Raw genomic sequence first — 21,070 nt, 5'->3', positions numbered from 1 at the left:
CGACTTCGCTTCGCGGCGCATCTTTATTCATGCATTAACCAGGACTGATGGAAGAATACGAGCGCAACATCCTCCAGCACATCGAAGAGCACGGGTGCAGCGTCACCTCCGTCTTCGACCCGGACGGGAAGGAGCCGCCGTTCTCGTACTCCATCGGCATCGCCAGGTCATCCGGCGCGCCGGAGATCATCGTCCTCGGGCTCAACGGTAAGCTGTCGCACGGGATGATCAACGACTACAACCGGCGGTGCCAGGCGGGCGAGCGGTTCCAGCCCGGCGTTCTCTACCTCGGCTTCCTCGACGGATTCGCCGTTCAATTCGGCGCGGTCGCGCGCGAGCATCGCGCCGGCTACATGCGGTCCGCCTGCTGGCTGCACGACGGCCCCGATTTCGAGGCCGTGCAACTCATCTGGCCCACCACCTCGGGCGTATGGCCGTGGGAGCCGGCGGCATCGGAGTGGTTCCGCGACAACCAGCCGTTGCTTGCGAGTGAGGCCGCATGACGCACGCTGATGCCGAGCCCCCAACCATCCTACGAATCCGACTCAGAGGCGTCATGAAGAGACTCGTCGCCATCCTGCTGCTTGGCTTCTCGCCGGGCATGGCCTTCGCTCACCAGGACCGCATCCTGCCCATCAAGCCAGACGGCACACTGGCGGATCTTCCTGCCGAGTACGGTCCCGTCCGGATCAGCATCGTCCGCTCCAAGGACAACGCGAGCAAAGTCCAGCAGGTCGTCCTTTCTTCACCGAAGTTCCGGGTCGCCCTCAACAAGTGCGTGATCGATCTCCTTGGCGATGTCACGCACGTTGAAGCGAGCGGTTCCTGGTACCACGAGCGAGGGATTCTCCCTCCTTACGTGTCGCTGGACTTCTACTCGGGACCCTACAATCCGAGAAGCCACGACAACCAGTATTCCTCCGTCACCTACTCGCTCGTGGACGGTCGAATCCTTATGGGTACACGGATGTGGAAGCCGCTGATCGGCGGGACACGTGGCCGGATCATCAACCCTGCCGACAAGTGTTCCCACTGGCAGCAAGCCAAGTGAGTTGAGACTTTTCCGTAGGATGGGTGGAGCCGAAGGCGATACCCATCGCGTGGATGGCGGACGTCACATGTTTCAATCGTGGGCGCGAGCCTCGACCATAGGTGGGCACAGGGCGCTGGCTCACCGCAGAGATTCGATGGGTATCGCCTTCGGCTCCACCCATCCTACGACGGCGTGACGGATCGCTTCTTCAGTCATGCCGCAACGCCGCGATCGGGTCCAGTTGCGCGGCCTGCCGTGCGGGGTACACGCCGAAGCCCAGGCCGACCACGGCGCAGAAGCCGGCCGACAGCAGGATCGGCAGCGGCGCCCACGCGACCTGCCAGCCGGCGAAGGTGGCGATCAGATAGGCCAGCACGCCGCCGAACAGCAGTCCCAGTCCCGCGCCGGCGATGCAGATGACCGTGGCCTCGCGCAGGAACTGCGCGATCACGTCCCGCCGCCGCGCGCCGAGCGCACGCAGCAGGCCGATCTCGCGGCGCCGCTCCAGCACGTTGGCCAGCATGATGTTCATGATGCCGATGCCGCCGACCAGCAGGCTGACGCCGGCGATCGCGCCCATCACGATCTGGAAGATGCGCTGCGTCTGCTGATGCTGCTGGAACAGCTGCTGCGGCACGATCAACTGGTAGTCCGCCATGCCGGCGTGGCGCTGGTCGAGCACCGCCGCCAGCACGCCGGCTCCGGCGGCCAGCCGCTGCGGATCGTCGAGGCGCAGCAGGAAACGGTCCACCTCGTCTTCCTGCGGCTGGAAGCGGAAACGCGCGCGCACGCTGGCCAGCGGCGCGTAGATGCGGTTGCTTTCCGAACCCAGCTGCACGCCCTCGAAATCGTCCTGGCCCAGGTCGCGGTCGGCCAGCACGCCGATCACTTCCAGCCAGACATGATTGACCTTGACCAATCCGCCCACCGCATCGCCTTTCGGGAACAGGTCGGCCGCCGCCTGGTGGCCCAGCACCGCCACCGCCGCCAATGCGGCTTCATCGTCGGCGGTGAACGCGCGACCCTGGGCGATCTTCAGCGAGGACAGCTCGAACCAGTGGGCGCTGACGCCGCTGGCCTGCGCGTCGCTGCGGCCGGTATCGCTGAACACCGTGTGCGTGCGCACCTGTTTCTCGGCGGCGTGGCGTTCCGCGCCGGGCACCACGCTCAACGCCGCATCCGCATCGGCGACGGTCAGGCCCAGGCTGCGCTCGCGGGTTTCCTTCAGCGTGTCCTCGTCCTGCGCCTTGGCCTCGGCGATCAGGTTGTGCAGGCCCAGGCCTTCGACCAGTCGCAGCGCTTCGCGCCGGCTGCCTTCGCCCACCGCCTGCATCGCCACGATCGCGCCCACGCCGAAGATCATGCCCAGCAGCGTCAGCAGCGTGCGCAGGCGGCGCCGCCACAGTTCCTCCACCGCTTCGCGCCAGACCGTGGGCAGGCGGTTGAACAGGCCGGTCATGCGCTCTTTCCTTCTGCGTCATCGGTGGCGGCGTCTTCGCCGTCGGTCGCGTCCTTGTCCTTCGCGTTGCCGTCGTCACCCGGCGCGGGCACCTCGACCTGCGACAGCCGCACCTGCTCGCCTGGCGTCAGGCCCGACAGCACCTGCGAACGCGCGGTGCCGCGCACGCCGAGTTTCACTTCGCGCGCCACGTAGTCGTTGCCCTGCTTCACCTGCACCCAGTGGCGGTCGTCGCGCTGCTCGATGGCCACGTTCGGCACCGCCATCGCATCCTTGGCGTCGAGCAGCACCACCGAGGCGGCGAAGCGCTGGCCGGGGATCAGCCGGTAGCGCTCGATCGCGTCGGCCGGGATCGGCGCGCGCATCGACAGGAACTTCACCGGGCTCTCGCGGTTGCGCACCTTGGCGGCGCTGGCCACCCACGAGAGCGTGCTGTCGATGCGCTGGTCCGGGCGGCCGAGCGGATGCAGCATCGCCGGCCTGCACGCCCTGCGCCTCGATCTGCGGCAGGTCGATCTCCACTTCCATCGCCGAGGTGTCCGGCAGGCTGCCGAACTCGAAGCCCGCGCGCAGGTTGGCGCCGACCGTGGGCTTGTCGCCCGACCAGTTGGCGGCGAGCAGCAGCACGCCGTCGTTGGGCGCGCGCAGTTCCAGCGCTTCCAGGTCGTCCTTGCGCGTCTTCGCGTTCATGTCGAAGGTGGCGCGCTGCGCGTCCAGCACCGCCAGTTCGGCGCCGCCGCGCACGCCGGACTGGTCGCGCTGCCATTGCAGCACGCCCTGCCGCACCTGCAGGTATTCCTTGTCCTCGATCGCATCCAGCACCTGGTTGCGCGCCACCGTGCTGAGGTCGGCATCGGCATAGCGCTGGGCGATGCCCAGTTGCACGGCCACCCGCGACAGGTCCACTTCCACGCGGCCCTGCGCCGAATCCAGCCCGCTTTCCTTGGCCGCGCGCGCCAGGGCGTTGCGCTGCAGGTCGATCATCGCCTGCGCCAGTTGCTGCTCGCCCTCGGGCGAGACGAAGCGGGCCAGCACGTCGCCCTTCTTCACCAGGCTGCCTTCCGGCAGCATCCATTCGACCTGTCGCTGCGCCCAGTTCTTGCCGGGCACGTTCAACGGCGTGGGCTTGGCCGAACGCAGTTCGCCTTCGCCGCGCACACTGATCGTCAGCGGGCCCTGCACCACGGTCTCGCTGGCCACGGGCGTCTCGTCGCTGCCGCAGGCGGCCAGCGCAGCGGCCAGCGCCACCATCCACGCGGATCGCAGCACGCGCTTCATTTCGCACCTCCGGCGATGTCGGGCACGGTCAGCTCCACGCGCACCGCCTGGCCGGGACGCAGCTTGGCTTTCGCATCGTCCAGCCGGATCTCCAGGTCGAGCACGGGCACCGGCTGCACCTGCGACTTGCTGCGCACCGCGCGGCCGATGCCGGCCACCTTGCCGTGGTACGCGCTGCCGCCACCGCCTTCCACCACGATGCGTGCGCGCACGCCTTCCTTGACCCGTTGCAGGTCGCGCTCGGGCAGCTGCGCGCGCACGGCGAGGGTGGCGGGGTCCGGGATCTCGGCCACGGTCTGGCCGCGCCAGACCTGCGAGCCGACGTCGAACTTCTCGCCGTTCCAGTTGCTCTTGTGCATGATCACGCCGTCGCGCGGCGCAGGCAGGGTGAGCGCGGCGATCGAGGTCTGCAGGCGGGTGACGTCGGCCTGCGCCTGTTGCAGTTCCGCGGTCACCAGGCGCAGTTCCTGCCGGCGCTGTTCGGCGGCGGCGCGCTCGGCCTGCTGCGCCAGCACGGCCAGGCGCTCGGTCCGGCGGCGGTCCTCCACCAGCTTGTCGTAGTCCAGCGCGGCGATCAGCTCGCGCGGCTGCTGGGTCTTGCGGGCGGCCTTGTCGCGCTCGGCCTCGGCCTCGGCGGTGGCCAGGCGCTGGCTGCGTTCGCGTTCGGCCACGTCCAGGGTCAGGTTTTCCAGCTCGCGCTTCTTTTCCTGCAGCAGGCTCTGCTTCTCGGCCAGCTGGCGCACCAGTTCGTTGGTGTCGAAGGCGACCACGATGTCGCCCTTCTTCACCGTGCTGCCGTCGGGCGCCAGTTGGGTCAGGTTGAACTGCCACAGGCGGTCCACCGCCGGCGGCACCAGCTGCACGCTGCGCTGTGCGTACACCTCGCCGTCCACGCGCAGGGTGGCGGCGTGCGCCACCGGCAGGGCCGCCAGCAGCGCCAGTGAAAGCATGCAGGCACGCGCGTTCATGGCGCCTTCCCCTGGCCGGCCGGCGCCTGCGCCGGGGTCGCGATCACGCGCACGCTCATGCCCGGCATCAACGCCAGCGTGTGCGCGTCGAGGGTGATGTCGAGGGTGAAGTAGCGGCCCTCGCCCCATTCCGGGCGCCGCTCGGGCGCGCCGGAGATGAAGGCGATGCGGCCACCCAGCTTGCGCCCCGGCACCGCATCGAACGCCAGCGTCACCGGCTGGCCGACGGCCAGGCCGCGGCGGTCCGGTTCCAGCGCCCAGGCGCGCACGTTCATGCGGCCGCTGCTGACCACTTCGCCGGCCTTGCTGCCGGGCATGGTGGAGGAGCCTTCGTCGATGCGGCCGCCGATCCAGTTGTTGTTGAAGCCGTGCACGACCACGCCATCGCGGTCGGCGATCACTTCCGACGTACGCACGAGGGCGGCGTGGTAGTCGCGCTGCAGCACCAGTTTCTCGATCTGCAGGCGGCCGTCCTGGATGCGCCGCTGCACGGCGGCGTTGGCGGCAGCCAGGTCCTTGCGCTTCAGCGCGACCTCGCGGGTGGTGCGGTCCAGTTCGCCCTGGTGGCGGTCGTAGTCCAGGCCGGAGATCAGGTCGCGCGGAATGGTGGCGTCCAGTTTGGCGGCGGCCAGCTCCGCTTCGGCTTCCACCAGCGCCATCTCGGCCTGCACCGCCTTGACCTGCAGTTCGGCCACGTCCTTGGCGTCCTTGGCGCGGCCCTGTTCGATCTGCGCCTCCAGGTCGGGAATGCGGCTGGCGGACTGGCCGGGGTCGATGCGCAGCACCACGTCGCCCTTCTTCACCCGCTCGCCTTCGGGCACGTAGTAGCGGATCACCACCGGCGCGCTGTTCGACTGCGGGGTGAGGATCTGCTGCGCGTCGATCGCGCGCACTTCGCCGGTCAGCACCACCGCGTGCGCGGGAGCGGCGGCCAGGGCCACGGCGATCAGGACGGACTTACTGCAGCGCATCGGATTCCACCTTGCCGTCGCGCAGCTTCACCTGGCGCGGCGCGTGCGCGGCGATGTCGTGGTCGTGGGTCACCAGCACCACGGTCTGGCCACCGGCATGCACTTCGTCGATCAGCGCCAGCACGTCGGCGGCGCTCTTCGAGTCGAGGTTGCCGGTGGGCTCGTCGGCCAGCAGCAGGGCCGGTTGCAGCAGCAGGGCGCGGGCGATGGCGGCGCGCTGCATCTGCCCGCCGGAGAGTTCGCTGGGGCGGTGGTCGCGGCGCTCGGCCAGGCCGACGCGGTCGAGCAGGGCGAGCGCGCGCTCGTGCGTGCCCGGCGGCGGCTGCCGGTGGAAGCGCAGCGGCAGCAGCACGTTCTCCAGCACGGTCAGCCGCGGCAGCAGGTGGAAGCTCTGGAACACGAAGCCGATGCGGCGGTTGCGCAGGTCGCTGCTGGCCTCGTCGTCGAAGCTGGCCACGTCGCGGCCCTCGAACCGGTAGGTGCCGCTGCTGGGGTGGTCCAGGCAGCCCAGGATGTTCAGCAGGCTGGACTTGCCCGAACCCGAGGCGCCGGTGATGGCGACGAATTCGCCCTGCCCGATGTGCAGGTCCACCCCGGCCAGGGCCCGCACCGTCTGTCCACTCATGGCGTAGTGCCGCTGTACGCCCTGCAACTCGATCATCGTGTCCCCTTCGTTCCTTCGTGGTGATCGACCGCCCCGGTCCGCCAGGGTTCCCGACCGGTGGGTCGGAACGCGGGCGGCGGTCGAGTGTCCTGTGCGTCGAACCGAGAGCATCCCAGATGCCTGCGCGGGGGTGCAACTGCGGGAGGGTGGTGAGCGCGGCGGAGTAGGGAAGAAATTTTTCGCCGCCGGGATGGTCATGCGCGGCGAAGGATGGCAAGTTCACCCATGTAAGGACGACAGCACAGGGGCTGACAGTCCGACCTTGGAGGGTGCCGGAATCGTGAAGGTGAAGAGGCTTCTGCTCATCCTGTGTCTGGCTGGATGCGCACACAGCGCACCGCGCACCGACTCTTCCAGCGTTGTCAAGGACATGATCCTGCCGCTGGGCGCAGTGCGTGAGCAGTTGCGGCAGAACCAGGTGTTCTTGGCGCCAGTGCCGATCAACGAGCCCATGCCGGACTTTCCGGACGGGTATCCGACACAGGGCGATGCGGATATCGACATCTGTGTAGAGCTGTCGGTTTCTTCCGACGGCGCCATCGATGATGTTAAGCAGATATCCGCTGCGGACGGCTGTGAACCGCCCGGGTCCGCTGCCAGTGTCCTGTTTTATCCGCAGGTGGCGGCTGCGGTTGGACAATGGACCTACTTCGGTGCCGCCATCTGCACATTCGAGTCGAGGGAAGGCGAGTGCGATTCGACCGATGCGGCGCTCCAGGCGGTTCCCGTGAAGCTCGCGTACCGCTTCAAGTTCCGGGTCGTCGATGGACGTCGATCTGTAAGAAGGGCCGAGCGCTGACGAAGAGCGCGGAGAATATTCTGGCTCGCAGGCGATACCCTTCATCGTCGTTTGCGATTGAGGGAATGCGTGTCGGACCAGCGCGACCCTGAGGCAATCGTCTGTGCCGGGGTTTCCCGATTGCGCGATGGGGATCCCATCCCGCGGTTGGTTTTCGGTGCCTTGACGCGGAAGTGTTCCTTCTTGAGCATCCGCATCATCACCCCGGCAACGGGATCCATCACGCGTCGGGGCGTACAGATGCCGTCATGCATGCTCAGGGTTTCCGGATCTACTGCCAAGGTACGCAAGTTCCTTGCGGAGTCGTCACTTCAGCCGGTTCGCGTATTCTGGAAGGGACAGCCGGGCGTTATCCAAAGCCGTGGCCCGATCCAGACCTCCGGTTTCAACATCACGCTGTCTCGCGCCGAGGGCTTGCCCGCCCAGGCAAGGCGAGCGGTCAGGTTCATGCGAAAGCACCGGGACGACATGCTGCTCATCAGGAGCCTTGGCTTCTCCTCTGTGACGTTGGATTTCGGTCTGTACGACCTGGCGACCGAGGACAGGCCGTGGCCGTCCTACCGACTGCCAACCACGCTCGTCCAGCTGGCAGCCGAGCTCGGCTGCAACATCGACCTTTCGTTCTATGGGGCGGCGCCGCATGAGTCGTAGCGCCCCCTGCTATTTCCGGGTCCCATCCATGGATCACGCACGAAATGCGATGAAACCACTCTCATGGCTCTGCCTGCTGTTGCTCGTCGTGACCCTTGCCGGCTGCGCGCCGTCGCTTCCACGCGACCATGCGGAGCGTCTGATCGCCGTACGCGACGCGCTGCTTGATTACCCGGAAGGCGAGATACCATCGTCGAATTGGCCCCAAGCCGTGGCAGAGTTGAAGCCCAAAAGGGTCTATCGAAATGATGAAGGCCTCTACATCATCACGTATGAGTTCTTCGTCGAGCAGCGCGGCGTCTTCATCCTCGACCCGGCGTCCTCGTTCATTCCCTCGGAGCTCCAGGATCCGAGCTATGACGTGGTGATTGCGGGTGTTTTCTTCTACCGCAGCGCGGGCTAGAGGGATACCCGCTGATTGATGGGCGCTACCGAACCAGCAAGCAACCCGAAAGACTTGGGGCGACAAGGGGGACAGGTGGACTTCAGCGATCTCGAAAAAGCGGCACTCCAGTTGAACGCGCTGTACGAGCAGCTCGAGACCCTGCGGTATGGCCGTGTATGGACGACGCAGGAACTTGCGCTGGGCTTCGTGGGGGATGTGGGCGATCTGGCGAAGCTCATCCAGGCCGAGGCGGGCGTCCGGACCATCGACGACCACAAGGCGAAGCTCGGCCATGAACTGTCGGACTGCCTGTGGTCGATTCTGGTCCTTGCCAATAAATGCGGCATCGACCTGGAGGCGGAGTTCGTCAGGAATACCCGGGAGATCGCCGCGCATGTGGCGGGCGAGCTGGAAGGCCATACCAGCACCGGCTGACCATTCGCGCACACTAGCGTCGCTTGAAAGCCGGGTCTCAGGCGCCGCATCCTTCAAACTCCGTCCAGCACCACACCACAGGGGACACCAGCATGGCCAGGGAAGATCTCGTTGCCGTTGCAGTACGCATCTTCGCCGTGTTCCTGCTGGTGACCGTCGCGCGCTCGTTCCCGAGCGCGATGGCGCTGCTCGATCAGCCGGAGTCGCGACCCTCGCTGGTGCTGGTCGGGCTGGTGCTGGCGGGCAGCCTGTCCGTGTGCGCGGTGCTCTGGTTCTTCCCGCTCACCCTCGCCAGAAGGCTGCTGCCTGCCATGCGCGAGCCACGCTCCGAGACCGCGATGAGCGGCCCGGTGGCGCTCTCGGTCGGGCTGACCCTGCTGGGCGTCTGGGTGCTGGCGTATGCACTGCCGGACGCGCTGTACTGGGCCACCCTGTTCCTGCTGTCCCGCCAGGTGGGCGCGGCGTACGTCCCGTGGGGTTACGAGCAGATCGCCAGTGTCGTCACCACGGTGGCGGAACTGGCGCTCGCCGCCTGGCTGATCTTCGGCAGCTCGGGCATCAAGCGGCTCATCCTCCGCTACCGTCACGGGCCGCTGGCGGATGTGGCCTGACCATCCGCCAGACATCCGCTGCCGGAGTCAGACCTCATGGCCGAATCCCATCCCCGCGCCGACCGCATCGGACCTGTCGCCAGAGTCGCGTACCTGGGCATGGCGCTGCTCTGCATCCATCTGGCCGTAACGCTCGAACTGGACCATCCCATGCAGCTGACCATGGACGTCCTGGCGCCGATTCCGCCGCTGCTGTTGGCCGCAGCGCCGTCGTACCGGAGCGGCATGGCCAGGCTGGCGCTTGCGTTCGCGCTGCTGGCCTGGGCCGCCATGATCACCGCGCCGTCGGTGTTCCCGTCGCCGCTGCGGTACTGAGTCGAAAGCGGCTTGCTATGCTTGCGGCGGGTCAGCACTCCGAAGCACGGCCCGTACACGCACATCCCCTCCAACCACAAGGAAGATCACGATGAAGCACCGTTTTGCTGTCGCAGCACTGGCCGCCCTGCTTGCCGTATCGACGGTGTCGGCGAAGGAGCCCGTGCGGCTCGATGCGTCATCGGACGCTGCCGCAGAGGCGAGTTGGAAGGCCATGCATGAGGAAGCCTCTCCCGAGCAGAAGCGGGAACTGCCGCTTGCGCTGCTGAAGATCAGCCTCGCCGGCGCGAACTCGGCGTATGACGTGGTCGGCGCCCCCGACCTGCAGACCCTCGGCATCACCCGCATCAAGGACAAGGTCTCGGGCATGACGGCCGAGGAGATCATCGCGTTGGGCAACCGCGTGTCTACGATCAAGCTCGAACAGGCCAACGAGTGACGCGATCGGCCAGCGCGGCATGACGGCCCTCCTCCTGTTCGTCCTGCTGATCGGTTTCTGCGTCATGGCGGCGGTCTTCCTGCTGGCCTCGCGCGGCGTGAACAGAAGGGGCGCGTGGCTGGGACTGGCGGCGATCGTCCTGGCCGCGCCGTTCTTCTTCTGGCTGGGCGCGTTCTCCGAGCAGTTCACGGCCGGGCAGTGCTACACCGCCACCATCCATTCGATCGCCAATGCGGTCGCCGCGACGGACGACCCGGCGGGGCTTGCCGGGCAGATCAGGGCGTTACCGCTGCACGGGTACGAAACTGCGTGTCCGCAGGTCAAGGCGGCTGCCGTGAAGCTGCCGCACGCGTACGTGCGCTGACTCGATACGCGGCAAGGCGATTGGCGATAGGTGCGTGCCGGCTTGTGGAGGTGGTGGGACGCGAGGCTTGATGGGGCTGTAGGCGTGCGGTCGCGACTGACGTCGCGCCTACAGCGCTACGCGCTTGCCGATCACCGGCGCGGTGTGCGCTTGCTCAGGCGGCGGTGGTTGGCCACGGCGATGCGACGGTAGGGCTGCACGCCGGCGGAGGCCATCGAGATCAGCGCGTCCTCGGCCGACGGCAGCGGCTTGGCGGCGAAGACCCACGGCAGCCAGAACGCCATCGCGGCCTGCGTGGCCGCCGTATTCAGTGTCATCGCGTAACCGGCCATCGCGCCCCACGACTCCCAGGCCGCGGTCACCTTCTCGCTGGACATGCGGGTGAACTCGCGGCGGTCGCGCGCGGAGGGGGTGGCGCCGGCGGTGGCCATCTGCATCAGGCGCCGCGATATGACGGGCGCGGACGCGGCTCCCAGATCGATCAATTGCGTGCCCAGGACACGTGAGGGGCTGCGCTTGCGGGGCATGGCGGTGTCTCGATGGGAACGCCAGCATGCGTCCGTGACCGTATGCGGTGGGTGAAGCGGGGAGCTCTCCGCTGGCTGCTACCGCCTCGCGTGCTGACCGGGGCTGCCGAAAAGCTCGCGACTTACGTCGCTCCCACAGAGGGTGCGATGGCAGCGGCGCGCTCAGTCGGCGGGCACGGTGCGCTCGCGCGCCCATTCGCGCAGGGCCTGCACTTGTTCGGCCATCAGCACGGACAGGGGGCGGGTGCTGCGGATCTCGTGCATGACCAGGTCGGTGTCGAGGGGCTTCTGTTCGGCATGCGCGGCGTACAGGGCGGAGACGATGGCCTGTTCCAGTTCGGCGCCGGAGAAGCCGTTGGCCGCGGCGGCCAGTGCCGGCAGGTTGAAGGCGTCCGGGTCCAGCGCACGACGCGACAGGTGCACGCGCAGCACGTCGACGCGCGCCTCCGGCGAGGGCAGGTCGACGAAGAAGATCTCGTCGAAGCGGCCCTTGCGCAGCAGTTCCGGCGGCAGGTCCTGCACCTGGTTGGCGGTGGCGACGAGGAAGACCTGACCGCTGGTGGCGCCGGCCTTGCGTTCGGCCATCCACGTCAGCAGGTAACCGAGCACGCGGCGCGAGACGCCGCCGTCCTCGTCGCCGCCGCTGGCCAGGCCCTTCTCGATCTCGTCGATCCACAGCACGCACGGCGCCAGCTGTTCTGCGGAAGCCAGTGCGGCGCGCAGGTTCTTTTCGGTCTCGCCGTGGTACTTGTCGTACAGCGTGCCGAAGTCCAGGCGCAGCAGCGGCACGCCGAAGCCGGCGGCGGTGGCCTTGGCCAGCATCGATTTGCCGCAGCCCTGCACGCCGAGCAGCAGCACGCCCTTGGGCAGGTCCAGGCCCGGCGGCGGATTGCCGGCGACGAACACCGCGCGGCGCTGTTCGATCCAGCGCTTGAGGCGTGAGGCGCCGGCGACGTCGGCGAACTTGGCGGTGTCGTATTCGTAATGCAGGTGGCCGCTGCGGTTGAGCAGCTCGAACTTCAGCTTGTTCAGCGCCGGCAGGTCGCTGGCGGTCAGGGCGCCGTCGGCGAAGATCAGCTGGCGGGCGATGCGGCGCGCGTCGACCAGGCTCAGGCCCTGCAGGTTGCGCACGATCTGCTTGACCGCCTCGCCATCGGCCTCCACGCGACGGCCGCCGTGTTCGCGGGCGTAGTGCTCGGCTTCCTCGCGCACCATCTTCAGCAGCGTGGGGCCGTCGGGCAGGCGCGGGTTGAAGCGCACCGCCAGCGCTTCGAGTTCGGCCGGCAGTTCGATCTTCGCGCCGACCAGCACCACCACGTGCGGCAGGCTGTGGCGCCGCTGCAGGATGTCGCGGAGCTGGCGCTGGCTGCTGGCGTAGCCCAGGTAGGGATGGAAATCGAGCAGCAGGTAGATGCCGCGCTGCTCGGCCTGCCTGATGGCCTGCAGGGCGGCGCTGGCGTCGGGCGGCCCGACGGCGTCGTCCTCGCGGTCCATGTCCAGCCGGCGCAGGCCCTCGGTGATGCTCCAGCGGAACAGCGCCCGCCACACCTGGCCCAGCGCCTGCCGGAACAGGTCCACCACCCGGCCCTCGTCCTGGGTCTCGATGACGATCAGCGGGGTATTGGCGCGGATCAGCGCGGTGAGGTCCTGCAGCTCGTTCATGGGGCGTCCGGTCCGTGGGGACGGAACGATAACAGCAAGGAGTGAGTGGGGAGGAGTGAGGAGTGAGCGAAGGCAAGACCCGGCTTCCCCTCACTCCTCACTCCTCCCCTCACTCCTGCCTCCCCGCCTTTCTGCTTCACCGCCCCCGGTGTACCCTCCGGGTTCTCCAGCAACGAGGTGCGCGCATGAAGACGATTCTGGTCGCCAGCTCCAAGGGCGGCGCGGGCAAGACCACCCTGGCGACCAATCTGGCCGCGTACTTCGCACTGGATGGCAAGCGCACCGTGCTGGTGGACGTGGATCCCCAGCATTCCTCGACCCGCTGGGCCGAGCGCCGGGCCGAACTGGAGACGGCGGTGCTGCCGATCGACGCCAGCGGCAAGCGCGCCTGGCGCGCCTGGCTGCCGGAAGACGCCGAGCGGGTGGTGATCGATGCCCCGGCCGGCGCGATGGCCGACGACCTGGACAGCTTCCTGGAGCACGCCGACGCGGTGGTGGTGCCGGTGCTGCCGTCGGCGCTGGACATCGAGGCCACGGTCGGCTTCCTCAACACCATGGCCAAGGTGCCGCGCGTGCACAAGCGCAAGCTGCCGGTCGGGCTGGTGGTCAACCGCAGCAAGCCGTGGACCAACGCCTCGCAGCAGGCGGTGGAGATGCTGAAGACCTGGCCCTACCCGGTCATCACCCAGCTGCGCGACACCCAGGCCTACGTGGTCATGGCCGGCCTGGGCCGCAGCCTGTTCGACTACCGCTCGGCCCAGGTGCGGGAGCACCAGGCCGACTGGGAACCGTTGCTGAAATGGATCAAGAAGGCCTGAGGCCTGAGGAGAAAGTACCCCATGCGTGAACTGATCCTGCTGCGCCATGCCCATGCCGAACCGGCCATCACCGGCCAGTCCGACCTGGACCGTCCGTTGTCGCCGCAGGGCCTGGCCGAGGCCGAAGCCGCCGCGCGCTGGCTGCTGGAGAAGGGGCTGGTGCCGGATCGGGTGCTGTGCTCGCCCGCACGCCGTGCCCGGGAAACCCTGGAAGCGGTGCTGGGCGCGGTGGGCTACGTGGAGCAGCGGCTGGAAGAGCGCATCTACGAAGCCACGCCCGGCACGCTGGCCGATCTGGCCGACCAGCACCGCGAAGCCGAGCGCCTGCTGATGGTGGGGCACAACCCGGGCTTCGAGCAGCTGGCGGCGCTGATGTATTCCGGCGTGACCAGCGAATACCGCGGCATGCCGCCGGCCGGCGTGGTGGTGCTGACGCTGCCGGTGGATGCGGCCATCGAGCCGGGAGTGGCGCAGCTTTCCGCTTTCTGGTGGCCATGACGCCGTTCTTCCCCGGCATGGTGCGGTTTGCCGTGCTGGGGCTGGGGGCGCTGCTGGCGACACCGGCCCTGGCGGACGGGCGCAACGATTTCGATCCCGCGCACACGCGCCTGGGGTTCGAGCTACGCACGCGCTGGGGCCAGGTGCTGGACGGCGTGTTCCCGCGCTACGAAGGCTCGGTGGAGCACCTGCCCGACGGCCGCCAGCAGGTGCGCCTGCGCATGTACACGCGCGAGGTGGAGATCGACGGGCACCCGCGCTACAGCGAGTGGGCGCGGGGCGGGCAGTTCTTCGACGCCGACCGCTATCCGGTGGTCACCTTCACCTCCAAACCCTATGACCCGATGCTGCTCTACGACGGCGGCACCCTGGAGGGCGACCTGAGCATCAAGGGCATCAGCCGGCCGCGCAGCCTGCAGGTGGCGCCGGCGGAGTGTTCGTTGCCCGCGATCGGCTGCGACGTGGTGGCCACGGGCGCGGTGCGCCGCAGCGACTACGACATGGACGACTGGATGCTGGCCGTCAGCGACCGCGTGGTCTTCGTGCTGCGTGCACGCATCCGGAGCGCCAGGACCCCGTGAATTCCGAGTTCCCCAGATTGGCCGCGCGCTGCGTGGTGCTCTGCCTTGCGCTGCTGGGCACGGCCTGCGCCAGCCTGTCCGACCGCCAGCGCGACCGCGCCGCCGCCATCGCCGCGTCCGCCCGGTCCACCGTGGTGGAATGCACGCAGGCCGATGCCTGTGCGCTGCCGTCGCCGCTGTACGACCTGGCCGGCCAGGCCGAGGCCTCGTCCACGCCGGCCGCGCCGCGCCACTACGCGGTGATCCTGGACCAGGGCTCGGATGCGCTGCTGGCGCGCCTGAACCTGATCCGCAGCGCGCGCCAGCGGATCGACCTGCAGACCTACATCTTCGACAAGGACGACAGCGCGCGGCTGGTGCTGGACGAACTGCTGGCGGCGGCGCGTCGCGGCGTGCAGGTGCGCGTGCTGATCGACCAGCTGTCGGCGATCGCCGACCTGGAGATCCTGGCGGCGCTGTCCGGCTCGCACGAGAACTTCGCCATCCGCATCTACAACCCCAGCTTCGGCAAGGCCAAGCTCAACTACTTCGACTATGCCGGAAGCGTGCTGTGCTGCTTCCGCCGCTTCAACCAGCGCATGCATACCAAGCTGCTGCTGGTGGACGACCGCATCGGCATCAGTGGTGGGCGCAACTACCAGGACGACTACTTCGACTGGGATGCGGAGTACAACTTCCGCGACCGCGACGTGCTGGTCGCCGGCCCGGAAGCGGCGGCGATGGCGGCGAACTTCCAGGCGTTCTGGGATGCCCGCCGCAGCGTGCCGGCCGAGCGCCTGAACGATGTCGGCCGCACGCTGCTGAAGACCGGCGTGCCGGCGATGCCGGTGCCGCGCTACCTGCGGCCGGAGCGGGTGGAGGCGGCGCGCGTGGAGGCCAGCGACCCGGCGGTGATGCGGGAGCGCTTCGTCGAACCCGCCTTCGCGGTGGGCGCCGTGCGCTACATCGCCGACCTGCCGCAGAAGCACCGGCGCGAGCGGCGCGACGACGATGCGCCGGCGGCGCCCGAACTGGAGGCGCTGATCCGCAGCGCGCGCGACGAAGTGCTGTTGCAGACGCCGTACCTGGTGATGTCTAAGCAGGCGCAGACGATGTTCCGCGAGATGCGCCAGCGCCAGCCGCCACCGCAGGTGATCGTGTCGACCAACAGCCTGGCCGCCACCGACAACCCGATCGTCTATTCGATGTCGTTCAAGTACAAGCGCCGCTACCTGCGCGAGTTCGGCTTCCGGATCCACGAATACAAGCCGTTCCCCGAAGACGCGCCGGTGGACTACGCCGCGCTGATGCCGGACGGCCCACCGGTGGCGTCGCCGGACGAGGGCGGGCGCGGCGGCAGTGGTGGTATCCGCGGCCCGTCGGGCTCGATCGGGCCTTCGTCCGGTAGCGCGTCCGAGGCGGGCGGCGAGACCACGCGCCGGTTGCAGCGTACCGAGTCGCGTCCGTCGTTCTTCAGCAGCGGCGCGGCCGCCGAACCGTTGCCGCTGAAGCGCGCCGGCGTGCGCATGGGCCTGCATGCGAAGTCGATGGTGATCGACGGTCGCGTCGCGGTGATCGGCACGCACAACTTCGACCCGCGTTCGGAGAACTACAACACCGAGGCGGCGGTGGTCATCGAGGACCCGGTGTTCGCGCAGGCGCTGGCGGGCAGCATCCGCCGTGACATGTCGCCCGAGAACGCGTGGGTGATCGCCCCGCGCGCCAAGCCACCGGTGTTCTCCGGCCTGGACTACAGCCTGGGCAAGGTGTCCGAGGCGCTGCCGATCTTCGACATCTGGCCCTGGCGTTATGCCACCAGCTACGAGTTCCAGCCCGGCCCCGACTGTCCGCTGCCGGTCACGCCGAAAGACCCGGCCTTCCACCGCTGCTACGTGGCGGTGGGCGACTTCCCGGAGGTCAATGTCGGCGCGAAGTGGTTGTACACGCGCGTGCTGACGGCGTTCGGTGCGGGCCTGGTACCGATTCTGTAAGGCAGTAGTGAGGGGAGAGGAGTGAGGAGTGAGTAACGCTCGCGCTCCTGCCCCCTCACTTCTCACTTCTCTCCCCTCACTCCTCCAGAGAACCGCCATGGCCTTCCGCGCTCCCGTCGATCTCGCCGCCGTCAACGCCCATGCGGCCGGCACGCTGGTGTCCCACCTGGGCATCGTCATGACTGAAGCCGGCGACGACTGGCTGCGCGGGACCATGCCGGTGGATGCGCGCACCGTGCAGCCGTACGGGATCCTGCATGGTGGCGCGTCGGTGGCGCTGGCCGAAACGCTGGGCAGCGTGGCCGGCAACCTGTGCGTGGACATCGAAAAGGAGATGGTCGTGGGCCTGGAGATCAACGCCAACCATGTGCGTGCGATGCGCGGCGGGGTGGTCACCGGCACGGCGCGCGCGCTGCACGTGGGCCGCAGCACGCAGCTCTGGGAGATCCGCATCGAGAACGACGACGGCAAGCTGGTCTGCGTGTCGCGGCTGACGCTGGCGGTCGTGCCGCGGAGCTAGTGGGAGCGGAGAGGAGTGAGGAGTGAGCGAAGGCAAAGGCGGTGGCTCTCCTCACGCCTCACTCCTCTTCACTCACGCCTGCCCTTCACCCCCTCACTCCTGCTATCGTGACGGCATGACGCCGCCCCCTGTTCATGTTGCTGGCGGCAGCGGCGTGGCGCGGGTGTTCCGCTACGCGTACCGCGTGCCGTTGCTGCTCATCCACCTGCTGATCTTCCTGCCGATCACCCTGCTGTGCCTGTCGCCGCTGCTGGTGTGGATCCGCGTGGGCGAGGAAAGCCTGGGCGACGTGGCGGTGCGGCACTGGTCCGGGGGGTTGATGCGGATCTTCGGGTTCCGCCTGCGCCGCGTCGGCACGCCGCTGCCGGGCGCCACGATGTTCGTGGCCAACCACGTCAGCTGGATCGACATCGAGGCGCTGCACAGCCAGCGCATGATGGGTTTCGTGGCCAAGCAGGAGATCCGCGGCTGGCCCGTCGTCGGCTGGCTGGCGGCCCAGGGGCAGACCATCTTCCACCAGCGCGGCAGCCAGGAGTCGCTGGGCGGCGTGCTGCAGGCGATGATGCGCCGCCTGCGCGAGGGCCGCTCGGTCGGCGTGTTCCCCGAAGGCCGCACCCGCGACGGCCACGCGGTCGGTCCGTTCCATGCGCGCATCTTCCTGGCCGCGGTCGAGGCCGGCGTGCCGGTGCAGCCGGTGGCGCTGCGCTACGGCGCCAGGGGCAGCGCGCAACCGGTGGTGGCGTTCGGGCCGAAGGAGAGCTTCTTCGCCAACTTCGTGCGCCTGCTGGGGGAGCCGGCGCGCGCGGCCGACATCTGCTTCCTGGAACCGATCCGCGTGGCCGATGTCGAAGGCCGCCGGCGCATCGCCGAGCTGTCGCGCGAGCGGATCGTGCAGGCGATGGCGGACGCCTGAGCGGCCGGCTTGACGGTCCTGCGACGTATTGGAGGGAATACTCGGTCCGTGGGTGCCACCCTCGTGCCGACGCTGCCGCGATGACCCCATGATCACTGCCGCCGATTTCCGACCGCCGCGCTGGCTTCGCAACCCCCACCTGCAATCGGTGCTGGGGTCCAGTGCGCTGCGCCGCCGGCGTGCCTTGCGCGCGTTGGCCGGCAGTGGCGCGGTGACGCTGGAGCACATCGTGGACGGCGGCGACGGCGTGCGCCTGCAGGGCTTCCACAGCCAGGTGCCCGGCCGCGAGGCGCAGGGACTGGTGCTGCTGCTGCACGGCTGGGAAGGCAGCGCCGATTCCAACTACATGCGGCTGACCGCCGCGCAGCTGCTGGCGCGCGGCTTCGACGTGTTCCGGCTGAACTTCCGCGACCACGGCGATACCCACCACCTCAACGAGGACCTGTTCCACTCCAACCGGCTGGACGAAGTGGTGCACGCCGCGCTCGATGTGTCGCGGCGGTTCGCCGGCGGGGCGCCGATGCGGGTGGCGGGCTACTCGCTGGGCGGCAACTTCGCGCTGCGGCTGGCGCTGCGCGCGCCGGAGGCCGGGCTGGCGCTGGCGCACGTGGCGGCGGTCTGCCCACTGCTGGACCCGGCCATCACCATGGACCGCATCGAGCGCGGCCTGCCGCTGTACGACTGGTACTTCTCGCGCAAGTGGCGCCGTTCGCTGGAGCGCAAGCGCAGCCTGTTCCCGCAGCGGCACGATTTCGACGACACCGTGCTGGCGCTGGACATCCGCGCGCTGACCGACTGGCTGGTGCAGCGGCACACCGCGTTCGGCACGCTGGATGCTTACTTCGACGGCTATGCGATCTCGGGTGACCGGCTGGCGGGCCTGACGGTGCCAGCGCACATCCTGATGGCGGAAGACGACCCGGTCATTCCCTTCGACACGTTCCGCGACTGGGTGCTGCCGGCCCAGGCCACGCTGGAGATCGCGCCGTGGGGCGGCCACTGCGCCTTCATTGAGAACGCCGCCGGCGACGGCTACGCCGAGCGCTGGGTGGCCGAGCGGCTGGCCGGCAGCGCCGCCTGAGCCGGGAAGCCCCGCTACAATCGGCGTTTGACCGAACGCTGGTAACCGCAATGTACGACCCGATTCTGGACGCCCTGCGCCGTGGCGCCGTGGCCGAGGCCCTGACCGCCGCCGAGGCTCTGGTGGCCGAACGCCCCGACGACGCGCAGGCGCTGCGCTGGCTGTCCACCGCGCAGATGCAGGGCGGCCAGCCCGATGCCGCGCTGGCATCCATCGACCGCGCCATCGCGCTGGCGCCGGACAACGCCGACCTGCACCTGGCCCGCGCCGGCGTACTGGTGGGCAGCCGCCGCCACGAGGACGCGCAGGCCGCGCTGAGCCAGGCGACGGTGCTGGACCCCAACCAGTTCACCGCGTACGTGATCCAGGGCCAGCTGGCGCTGGGTCGCGGCGACCTGGACGAGGCCGAGCGGCTCAGCCGCCTGGCCGGCCGCGTGGCGCCGGACCATCCGCAGCTGGCCGCCATCGACGGCATGGTCACCCTGCGCCGGGGCAAGGCCGACGATGCGCTGAAGATCGTCTCGGCGGCCCTGCAGCGCGCACCGGACGATGTGCAGCTGCGCTACGCGCTGGGCTTCATCCACATGGCGCTGGGCCACTGGGCGTTCGCCGAACAGGCCTTCCGCGGCGTGATCGAGAAGGTGCCCGGGTCGGACAATCTGCGCAGCCTGATCGCCGACCTGATCCGCCGGCAGGGACGCCCCGCCGATGCGGCCGATGAGCTGGTGCCGCTGGTGGCGATCAACAACGCACCGGCCCTGCACCGCTACATCGGCCACCTGCGCCTGGCCGCCGGCCAGAACGAGGAAGCCCTCGCTGCGTTGCGCATTGCCCTCGCAGGCCAGCCGCGCGACCGCGACACCGTGCTGGCGATCATCGAAGCCTGGCGCCGCCTGGGCGCGCAGGACGACGCGCGCAACACGCTCGATGCCGCGCTGGCCACCGCCACCGACGTGCACTACCTGTGGCTGGCGCGCCTGCTGTTCGAGGCCGTGGGCAGCGCCGAGGCGCGTGCGGTGGTCGAGCGCTGGGTGGCGGCGATGCCGCAGCACGTGCCCGCGCTGGAAGCGCAGATGTCGGTGCTGGACGCGGCCGACGACGAGGAGGCCGCCGAAGCCGTCGCGCGCCGCATCGTGGAACTGGATCCGGGCCGCGCCAGCGGGGAACGGCGCATCGTCGAAGGCCTGCTGCGCCGCGATCCGATGGCGGCGATCGCCCATGTCGGCGAGCTGGCGAACAAGGCGGACGATCCCGACCAGCGGCGCGGCCTGCGCAGCTGGCAGGCGTTCGTGCGCGACCGGGCAGGCCGCTATGCCGATGCGGTCGACACGTGGGCGGCGCTGGCGCGGGAAGCGGCACCGTCGCGCCTGCCGCTGTGGGCTCGTACCGAGGCCCCGCCTGCCTGGCCCGAGCGCGCGGTAATGCCGGACGGTCCTGCCGTGCGTCCGTTCCTGCTGTGGGGCGCGCCGGGCACCGTGGTCGAATCGCTCGCCGGCGTGCTCGGCTACATCACCGACGAGTTCCGCGGTGACCGCTACCTTCCGCAGCCGCCGAACGACGGCTTCCAGAACGTCTTCTCGGCGGCGGCACTGCAGTCGGGCGAGATGTCCGCCGAAAGCTTCATCGGTGGCTGGCGCGAGGCGCTGCCCGCGCGCGGCGTGAACGAAGGGCGCGTGGTCGACTGGCTGCTGGTGTGGGACAACGCGTTCCTGATGGCACTGCGTCCGCAGTTGCCGCAGGGCCATCTGCTGCTCGCCGTGCGCGATCCGCGCGACGCGTTCCTCGACTGGCTGGCGTTCGGCTGCCCCGCGCCGCTGGCGCTGGACGGACTGCAGGAGGGCGCCGAATGGCTGGCCGGCCTGTTCGAGCAGATCGCGACCCTGCACGAGCAGGACCTGTATTCGCACAGCCTGATCCGGATGGACGCCATCAAGGACGATGCCGGCGCCGTGGCCGCCGCCCTCGGCGACGCGCTTGGCGCGCGGTTGCCGGTGCCGCCCTCGTCCGGCGCGCGCCGCTTCCCCGAAGGCCACTGGCGCCACTACGCACAGGCACTGGCCGGTCCGTTCGCCGCGCTGACGCCGGTGGCCGTGCGCCTGGGCTATCCGGCCACCTGATCCCCCCTGTC

General features: G+C 69.1%; 25 protein-coding genes. 18 read left to right on the top strand and 7 right to left on the bottom strand.

Annotated elements, in window-relative coordinates:
* Nucleotides 1-47 precede the first annotated feature (47 nt).
* Entirely contained in the window at nt 48-503 is a 456-nt protein-coding gene (locus VGN58_RS17065; RefSeq protein ID WP_327484364.1) for a DUF4262 domain-containing protein, read from the top strand.
* A gap of 53 nt (nt 504-556) precedes the next feature.
* The gene (locus VGN58_RS17060) at nt 557-1,051 is read left to right on the top strand and encodes a hypothetical protein (RefSeq protein WP_327484363.1); all 495 of its coding nucleotides are present in this window, start codon (nt 557-559) and stop codon (nt 1,049-1,051) included.
* A 190-nt stretch (nt 1,052-1,241) separates the two neighbouring features.
* On the opposite strand, the gene VGN58_RS17055 is transcribed toward VGN58_RS17060, so the two are convergent.
* The 5 genes from VGN58_RS17055 to VGN58_RS17035 form a co-directional block, all read right to left on the bottom strand.
* Entirely contained in the window at nt 1,242-2,492 is a 1,251-nt protein-coding gene (locus VGN58_RS17055) for an ABC transporter permease (RefSeq protein WP_327484362.1), read from the bottom strand.
* Nucleotides 2,493-2,567: 75 nt separating this feature from the next.
* Nucleotides 2,568-3,770 carry a hypothetical protein gene (locus tag VGN58_RS17050; protein WP_327484361.1) on the bottom strand — a complete coding sequence of 401 codons (1,203 nt, stop codon included), beginning with the start codon at nt 3,768-3,770 and terminating at the stop codon, nt 2,568-2,570.
* Entirely contained in the window at nt 3,767-4,738 is a 972-nt protein-coding gene (locus VGN58_RS17045) for an HlyD family secretion protein (RefSeq protein ID WP_327484360.1), read from the bottom strand. The genes VGN58_RS17050 and VGN58_RS17045 overlap by 4 nt, the downstream gene beginning before the upstream one ends.
* Nucleotides 4,735-5,709: an HlyD family secretion protein gene (locus VGN58_RS17040; protein WP_327484359.1), complete on the bottom strand. Its 975-nt coding sequence runs from the start codon at nt 5,707-5,709 to the stop codon at nt 4,735-4,737. Before VGN58_RS17040 ends, VGN58_RS17045 begins: the two co-directional genes overlap by 4 nt.
* Complete coding sequence (locus VGN58_RS17035) at nt 5,696-6,370, bottom strand: ABC transporter ATP-binding protein (protein WP_327484358.1); 675 nt, start codon at nt 6,368-6,370, stop codon at nt 5,696-5,698. The genes VGN58_RS17040 and VGN58_RS17035 overlap by 14 nt, the downstream gene beginning before the upstream one ends.
* A gap of 94 nt (nt 6,371-6,464) precedes the next feature.
* Between VGN58_RS17035 and VGN58_RS17030 the strand changes: the two genes are divergently transcribed.
* From VGN58_RS17030 to VGN58_RS16995, 8 genes are all read left to right on the top strand, one after another.
* Nucleotides 6,465-7,172, top strand: a complete 708-nt coding sequence (locus VGN58_RS17030; protein ID WP_327484357.1) for a hypothetical protein — start codon at nt 6,465-6,467, stop codon at nt 7,170-7,172.
* Between the two features lie 183 nt (nt 7,173-7,355).
* On the top strand, nt 7,356-7,823 hold the full coding sequence (locus tag VGN58_RS17025) for a hypothetical protein (protein ID WP_327484356.1): 468 nt from the start codon (nt 7,356-7,358) through the stop codon (nt 7,821-7,823).
* A gap of 49 nt (nt 7,824-7,872) precedes the next feature.
* Nucleotides 7,873-8,226: a hypothetical protein gene (locus VGN58_RS17020; RefSeq protein ID WP_327484355.1), complete on the top strand. Its 354-nt coding sequence runs from the start codon at nt 7,873-7,875 to the stop codon at nt 8,224-8,226.
* A gap of 18 nt (nt 8,227-8,244) precedes the next feature.
* A complete protein-coding gene (locus tag VGN58_RS17015; RefSeq protein WP_327484354.1) occupies nt 8,245-8,643 on the top strand; it encodes a nucleotide pyrophosphohydrolase in 399 nt (132 codons plus the stop codon).
* A gap of 92 nt (nt 8,644-8,735) precedes the next feature.
* Nucleotides 8,736-9,254, top strand: coding sequence for a hypothetical protein (locus VGN58_RS17010; RefSeq protein WP_327484353.1), 519 nt, complete (start codon nt 8,736-8,738; stop codon nt 9,252-9,254).
* A gap of 36 nt (nt 9,255-9,290) precedes the next feature.
* The gene (locus tag VGN58_RS17005; protein WP_327484352.1) at nt 9,291-9,569 is read left to right on the top strand and encodes a hypothetical protein; all 279 of its coding nucleotides are present in this window, start codon (nt 9,291-9,293) and stop codon (nt 9,567-9,569) included.
* Nucleotides 9,570-9,660: 91 nt separating this feature from the next.
* Nucleotides 9,661-10,008, top strand: a complete 348-nt coding sequence (locus tag VGN58_RS17000; RefSeq protein WP_327484351.1) for a hypothetical protein — start codon at nt 9,661-9,663, stop codon at nt 10,006-10,008.
* 19 nt (nt 10,009-10,027) lie between these two features.
* Entirely contained in the window at nt 10,028-10,372 is a 345-nt protein-coding gene (locus tag VGN58_RS16995; protein ID WP_327484350.1) for a hypothetical protein, read from the top strand.
* Nucleotides 10,373-10,503: 131 nt separating this feature from the next.
* Here VGN58_RS16995 and VGN58_RS16990 read toward each other — a convergent pair whose 3' ends face one another.
* Both VGN58_RS16990 and VGN58_RS16985 read right to left on the bottom strand, forming a co-directional pair.
* A complete protein-coding gene (locus VGN58_RS16990) occupies nt 10,504-10,899 on the bottom strand; it encodes a hypothetical protein (protein WP_327484349.1) in 396 nt (131 codons plus the stop codon).
* 162 nt (nt 10,900-11,061) lie between these two features.
* A complete protein-coding gene (locus tag VGN58_RS16985; RefSeq protein ID WP_327484348.1) occupies nt 11,062-12,561 on the bottom strand; it encodes an AAA family ATPase in 1,500 nt (499 codons plus the stop codon).
* A 185-nt stretch (nt 12,562-12,746) separates the two neighbouring features.
* On the opposite strand from VGN58_RS16985, the gene VGN58_RS16980 reads away from it, so the two are divergent.
* The 8 genes from VGN58_RS16980 to VGN58_RS16945 all read left to right on the top strand — a co-directional run bounded on the left by VGN58_RS16980 (nt 12,747) and on the right by VGN58_RS16945 (nt 21,059).
* Nucleotides 12,747-13,379, top strand: a complete 633-nt coding sequence (locus tag VGN58_RS16980) for a ParA family protein (RefSeq protein WP_327484347.1) — start codon at nt 12,747-12,749, stop codon at nt 13,377-13,379.
* 21 nt (nt 13,380-13,400) lie between these two features.
* On the top strand, nt 13,401-13,877 hold the full coding sequence (locus VGN58_RS16975; protein ID WP_327484346.1) for a histidine phosphatase family protein: 477 nt from the start codon (nt 13,401-13,403) through the stop codon (nt 13,875-13,877).
* The gene (locus VGN58_RS16970) at nt 13,874-14,458 is read left to right on the top strand and encodes a YceI family protein (protein WP_327484345.1); all 585 of its coding nucleotides are present in this window, start codon (nt 13,874-13,876) and stop codon (nt 14,456-14,458) included. Before VGN58_RS16975 ends, VGN58_RS16970 begins: the two co-directional genes overlap by 4 nt.
* Nucleotides 14,455-16,428: a phospholipase D family protein gene (locus VGN58_RS16965; RefSeq protein ID WP_327484344.1), complete on the top strand. Its 1,974-nt coding sequence runs from the start codon at nt 14,455-14,457 to the stop codon at nt 16,426-16,428. The genes VGN58_RS16970 and VGN58_RS16965 overlap by 4 nt, the downstream gene beginning before the upstream one ends.
* Before the next feature lie 97 nt (nt 16,429-16,525).
* Nucleotides 16,526-16,948 (top strand): hotdog fold thioesterase, encoded by a 423-nt coding sequence (locus VGN58_RS16960; RefSeq protein ID WP_327484343.1) that lies wholly within the window; start codon nt 16,526-16,528, stop codon nt 16,946-16,948.
* 115 nt (nt 16,949-17,063) lie between these two features.
* A complete protein-coding gene (locus VGN58_RS16955; RefSeq protein ID WP_327484342.1) occupies nt 17,064-17,861 on the top strand; it encodes a lysophospholipid acyltransferase family protein in 798 nt (265 codons plus the stop codon).
* A gap of 91 nt (nt 17,862-17,952) precedes the next feature.
* Nucleotides 17,953-18,942 (top strand): YheT family hydrolase, encoded by a 990-nt coding sequence (locus VGN58_RS16950; RefSeq protein WP_327484688.1) that lies wholly within the window; start codon nt 17,953-17,955, stop codon nt 18,940-18,942.
* 50 nt (nt 18,943-18,992) lie between these two features.
* The gene (locus VGN58_RS16945; RefSeq protein ID WP_327484341.1) at nt 18,993-21,059 is read left to right on the top strand and encodes a tetratricopeptide repeat protein; all 2,067 of its coding nucleotides are present in this window, start codon (nt 18,993-18,995) and stop codon (nt 21,057-21,059) included.
* Nucleotides 21,060-21,070: the final 11 nt, after the last annotated feature.

The organism is Pseudoxanthomonas sp. (genome assembly GCF_035999195.1).
GTDB lineage: Bacteria > Pseudomonadota > Gammaproteobacteria > Xanthomonadales > Xanthomonadaceae > Pseudoxanthomonas_A.
The sequence above is the reverse complement of the archived record's forward strand: the minus strand, read 5'-3'. Positions and strand labels throughout refer to the sequence as shown.

Excerpts from the sequence above, each read along its gene's own strand:
- VGN58_RS17065 (WP_327484364.1), top strand. The coding sequence starts at position 48 with ATGGAAGAATACGAGCGCAACATCCTCCAGCACATCGAAGAGCACGGG.
- VGN58_RS17060 (WP_327484363.1), top strand. The coding sequence starts at position 557 with ATGAAGAGACTCGTCGCCATCCTGCTGCTTGGCTTCTCGCCGGGCATG.
- VGN58_RS17055 (WP_327484362.1), bottom strand. The coding sequence starts at position 2,492 with ATGACCGGCCTGTTCAACCGCCTGCCCACGGTCTGGCGCGAAGCGGTG.
- VGN58_RS17050 (WP_327484361.1), bottom strand. The coding sequence starts at position 3,770 with ATGAAGCGCGTGCTGCGATCCGCGTGGATGGTGGCGCTGGCCGCTGCG.
- VGN58_RS17045 (WP_327484360.1), bottom strand. The coding sequence starts at position 4,738 with ATGAACGCGCGTGCCTGCATGCTTTCACTGGCGCTGCTGGCGGCCCTG.
- VGN58_RS17040 (WP_327484359.1), bottom strand. The coding sequence starts at position 5,709 with ATGCGCTGCAGTAAGTCCGTCCTGATCGCCGTGGCCCTGGCCGCCGCT.
- VGN58_RS17035 (WP_327484358.1), bottom strand. The coding sequence starts at position 6,370 with ATGATCGAGTTGCAGGGCGTACAGCGGCACTACGCCATGAGTGGACAG.
- VGN58_RS17020 (WP_327484355.1), top strand. The coding sequence starts at position 7,873 with ATGAAACCACTCTCATGGCTCTGCCTGCTGTTGCTCGTCGTGACCCTT.
- VGN58_RS17015 (WP_327484354.1), top strand. The coding sequence starts at position 8,245 with ATGGGCGCTACCGAACCAGCAAGCAACCCGAAAGACTTGGGGCGACAA.
- VGN58_RS17010 (WP_327484353.1), top strand. The coding sequence starts at position 8,736 with ATGGCCAGGGAAGATCTCGTTGCCGTTGCAGTACGCATCTTCGCCGTG.
- VGN58_RS17005 (WP_327484352.1), top strand. The coding sequence starts at position 9,291 with ATGGCCGAATCCCATCCCCGCGCCGACCGCATCGGACCTGTCGCCAGA.
- VGN58_RS17000 (WP_327484351.1), top strand. The coding sequence starts at position 9,661 with ATGAAGCACCGTTTTGCTGTCGCAGCACTGGCCGCCCTGCTTGCCGTA.
- VGN58_RS16995 (WP_327484350.1), top strand. The coding sequence starts at position 10,028 with ATGACGGCCCTCCTCCTGTTCGTCCTGCTGATCGGTTTCTGCGTCATG.
- VGN58_RS16990 (WP_327484349.1), bottom strand. The coding sequence starts at position 10,899 with ATGCCCCGCAAGCGCAGCCCCTCACGTGTCCTGGGCACGCAATTGATC.
- VGN58_RS16985 (WP_327484348.1), bottom strand. The coding sequence starts at position 12,561 with ATGAACGAGCTGCAGGACCTCACCGCGCTGATCCGCGCCAATACCCCG.
- VGN58_RS16980 (WP_327484347.1), top strand. The coding sequence starts at position 12,747 with ATGAAGACGATTCTGGTCGCCAGCTCCAAGGGCGGCGCGGGCAAGACC.
- VGN58_RS16975 (WP_327484346.1), top strand. The coding sequence starts at position 13,401 with ATGCGTGAACTGATCCTGCTGCGCCATGCCCATGCCGAACCGGCCATC.
- VGN58_RS16970 (WP_327484345.1), top strand. The coding sequence starts at position 13,874 with ATGACGCCGTTCTTCCCCGGCATGGTGCGGTTTGCCGTGCTGGGGCTG.
- VGN58_RS16960 (WP_327484343.1), top strand. The coding sequence starts at position 16,526 with ATGGCCTTCCGCGCTCCCGTCGATCTCGCCGCCGTCAACGCCCATGCG.
- VGN58_RS16955 (WP_327484342.1), top strand. The coding sequence starts at position 17,064 with ATGACGCCGCCCCCTGTTCATGTTGCTGGCGGCAGCGGCGTGGCGCGG.
- VGN58_RS16945 (WP_327484341.1), top strand. The coding sequence starts at position 18,993 with ATGTACGACCCGATTCTGGACGCCCTGCGCCGTGGCGCCGTGGCCGAG.